This is a genomic window from Agromyces sp. NPDC055658, from assembly GCF_053618155.1.
On record NZ_JBSHHD010000045.1, the window covers coordinates 1 to 3,706 of the forward strand.

Here is a 3,706-nt window from a genome sequence, read left to right on the forward strand (position 1 = left end):
CCGAGCGGCAGCTCCTCGTCGACCTGGCAGCGCAGCTCGAAGCAGTACTCGAAGGCGGGTTCCATCAGCGAGGTCGACATGGGTGGGGTGGCTCCGTTCATTTCGGGGAGGCTCTGTTCTCTCGCAATCATCGCGCTCGAGCGCGTCACCGTGGGCATCGACTGCGTACCACCCAGTCTGTGCCGTCGAACCGTCCCAACGCTTCCCTGTCGAGCGCTGCGATCAGAGCCGACGCCCCACGACCTCACCCGCAACGGCATCCGATCGCTCTAGAGTTGGCCCGTGGCACCATCCGCACCGTCGGCCCTGAAGCGTCGAGGGCGCCTTCGCTCCCTCCGCCTGCATCCGGCCCAGACCGTCGTGGCCGGCTTCGCGATGGCCGTGCTCGGCGGCACCGCACTGCTGATGCTGCCGATCTCGAAGGCCGGGCCGGGCGGCGCCTCGTTCGTCGAGGCGCTCTTCACCGCGACATCCGCCGTGTGCGTCACCGGGCTGACCGTCGTCGACACCGTGACGTACTGGTCGCCGTTCGGGCAGGTCGTGATCATGCTGCTGATCCAGCTCGGCGGCCTCGGCATCATGATCTTCGCCTCGCTCATCGGCCTCGTGCTCGCACGGAAGATCTCGGTGCGCTCCAGGCTCAACACCGCGGCCGAGGCGAAGGCGACCGGCCTCGCCGACGTGCGGGGGCTCGTGCGGGGCATCGTGAAGATCACGTTCACGATCGAGCTCGCGATCTTCCTGCTGCTCGGCCTGCGCTTCCTCTTCGGCTACGGGTACGGCCTCGGCGAGGCCGCCTGGCACGCCGGCTTCCTCGCGGTCTCCTCCTTCAACAACGCGGGCTTCGCGCTGTACAGCGACAACCTGATGGGCTTCGTCGCCGACCCCTGGATCTGCCTGCCGATCTCGGCGGCGATCATCCTCGGCGGCCTCGGCTTCCCGGTGATCATGCAGTTGCGCAAGGAATTCCGCCGGCCGCTGCACTGGACGATGAACACGAAGCTCGTGCTCTGGGGCACGGTCGTGCTGCTCGTGGCGGGCACCGCCTACCTCACTCTCATCGAGTGGGACAACCCCGAGACGCTCGGCGGCCTCGACCCGGCGGCACGCCTGCTCGCCGGCTTCTTCCAATCGGTGCAGACCCGCACGGCCGGCTTCAACTCGATCGACATCGGCGCGATGCACGACGCGAGCTGGCTCGGCATGGACGTGCTGATGTTCATCGGCGCCGGCCCAGCGGGCACCGCCGGCGGCATCAAGGTCACGACGTTCGCGGTGCTCTTCTTCATCATGATGACCGAGCTCCGGGGCGAGGCATCCGTGAACATCTTCGGCAAGCGGCTCAGCCGCGCCGTGCACCGGCAGGCGATCACCGTGGTGCTCATCGCCGTCGCCGCGGTCGTCACCGGCACCGCGGTGCTGCTGCTGATGACGGGCCTCGACCTCGACCGCGTGCTGTTCGAGGCGGTCTCGGCCTTCGGCACGGTCGGCCTGTCGACCGGCATCACGGCCGACCTGCCGGATGCCGCGAAGGTCGTGCTCGTCCTGCTCATGTTCCTGGGCCGGATCGGCCCGCTCACGCTCGGCAGCGCGATCGCGCTGCGCGATCGACGCCTCCTCTACGAACTCCCCAAGGAAAGGCCGGCCATTGGTTAGGTTCCCCATCTTCGGCGGCGACCCCGCTCGCCGCATCGCCGAGGCCGACTCGGTCGCCGTCATCGGGCTCGGCCGGTTCGGCAGCTCGCTCGCCATCGAGCTCATGGCGGGCGGCACCGAGGTGCTCGGCATCGACCTCGACGAAGAACTCGTCCAGGCCCACAACGGCGAGCTCACGCAGGTCGTGCGCGCCGACTCCACGAAGGAGGAGGCGCTGCGGCAACTCGCGATCGACGAGTTCGACCGCGTCGTCGTCGCGATCGGCGGGGATGTCTCGGCGTCGATCCTGACCTGCTCCGTGCTGCTGAGCATGAAGATCCCGGTGATCTGGGCGAAGGCCGTCGACGATCGGCACGGGCTCATCCTCGAGCAGCTCGGCATCCAGCACGTCATCTACCCGGAGAAGGACATGGGACGCCGCGTCGCCCACCTCGTGCGGGGCGCGGCGCTCGACTACATCGAGGTCGCACCGGGGTACGCCCTCGTCAAGACCGCCGCGCCGTCGGTGCTGCACGGCAAGCGCCTCGGCGACACCGGCATCCGCGCGAGCCACGGCATCACGATCGCGGCGTTCCAGCACGGCGACGAGGCCTGGCGCAACGCCGACAACGCGACCGTGCTGCACGAGGGCGACACCATCCTCGTGGTCGGCCCGACCGCCAATGCCGAGGCGTTCGCGCAGCTGCGCTGAGCCGACGGGCGGACCACCCGGACGACCGCGCCCCGCTGAAGGGGTTGGGGGCGCGGTCGTCCGGGGGCGTCTCAGCGGGCGGGTGTCCCGTTCCGGTCCTTCCGGCGGCGTGTGATGACGAACAGGATGCCTCCGGCGATGACGAGTGCGCCCCCGAACGCCCAGGGCGCACCGGCTTCGAAGCCCGTGGCCGCCAGGCCGGCGGGCGGAGCGGGCGGCACATCGACGTACTCGGTGACCGCGGGTGCGACCACCGGGTCGTCACCGTCGGGCGGGCTCGCGACGGCGAACGCGGTGTTCGCCACCTCCTGCGCCGCGACGTCGGCCGAGGTCACCGCATAGGTCGCCCTCGCCGTCACCGACTGACCCGGTTCGAGCACGCCCGGCTCGCCCGGCCAGTCGTAGGTCAGCTCCGAGAGCCCCTCCATCTGGTCGACGATCTCGGCGTCGGTCACGGTCACGTTGCCCTCGTTGGTGAGCGTGAACTCGTAGGTGATGACGTCGCCCTCGCCCGACACCTGATCGGGGTCGACCGCCTCCTTCGTCAGGTCGAGTGCGTCGACTGCGCCGAAGTAGTGCGACCAGTCCTCATCCGTGACCGGCGGTCCAGGCGGAACCTCCTCGCCGTCGACGCCCGTCGTCGGCGGGGGTGTGGCCGTCACCGACCCCAGGTTGGCGTACTGGCCGGCCGTCGCCACCCCGGTCGCCGTGCACTCGACGGATTCCCCGGCGGCGAGCGGGCCGGGGACCGCGTTGCTCCCCGTTCCGGCGCAGTCGATCTGGTCGGCGGCGACCTGGTCGTCGGTGACGACGACGTCCGTCAGCGGAGTGTTGCCGGTGTTCGTCACGACGTAGGTCCACGTCACGGCGTCGCCGATCGGGACGTACGGGCCGGTCGGCTCGTCGGCGTCGACGCCGTTCGTCGACTTCTCGATATCGACCGCCGGCTCGGCGCCGAGGTAGTGCGACCAGTCCTCGTCGGTCACCTCCTTCGGCGGCAGGGGCTCGCCGTCGGGCCCGATCGTCTCCGGCCCGACCGCCGCGACGGTGCCGAGGTTCTCGTACTGGCCCGCCGTCGCCGTGCCGGTCGCCGTGCACTCGAACGTCTCGCCCGGAGCGAGCGGGCCGGCCACCACGTTCGTGCCGTCGCCGCAGTCGATCTCCGACGCCGCCACCTGGTCGTCGGTCACGGTGATGCCGATCAGGTCGACGTTGCCCGTGTTCTCCACGAGGTACACCCAGCGGACCGGGCCGCCGACGGCCACGAGTGGGCCGGTCGGTTCGTCCGCGTCCTCCGTGTTGGTCGACTTCTCGATGTCGACCGCCGGCTCTGCGCCGAAGTAGTGGTCGAGATCCTCA

Annotated in this window: 3 protein-coding genes; 2 read left to right on the forward strand and 1 reads right to left on the reverse strand. The window is 70.0% G+C overall.

Features of this window, described 5'->3' with window-relative positions:
* Positions 1 to 375: 375 nt before the first annotated feature.
* Positions 376 to 1,656, forward strand: a complete 1,281-nt coding sequence (locus ACWGPE_RS16850; RefSeq protein ID WP_275507036.1) for a TrkH family potassium uptake protein — start codon at positions 376 to 378, stop codon at positions 1,654 to 1,656.
* Positions 1,649 to 2,347 (forward strand): potassium channel family protein, encoded by a 699-nt coding sequence (locus ACWGPE_RS16855; protein WP_231429346.1) that lies wholly within the window; start codon positions 1,649 to 1,651, stop codon positions 2,345 to 2,347. Before ACWGPE_RS16850 ends, ACWGPE_RS16855 begins: the two co-directional genes overlap by 8 nt.
* 71 nt (positions 2,348 to 2,418) lie before the next feature.
* On the opposite strand, the gene ACWGPE_RS16860 is transcribed toward ACWGPE_RS16855, so the two are convergent.
* A partial coding sequence (locus ACWGPE_RS16860; RefSeq protein ID WP_452049133.1) for a DUF7507 domain-containing protein occupies positions 2,419 to 3,706 on the reverse strand: 1,288 nt, incomplete at its 5' end.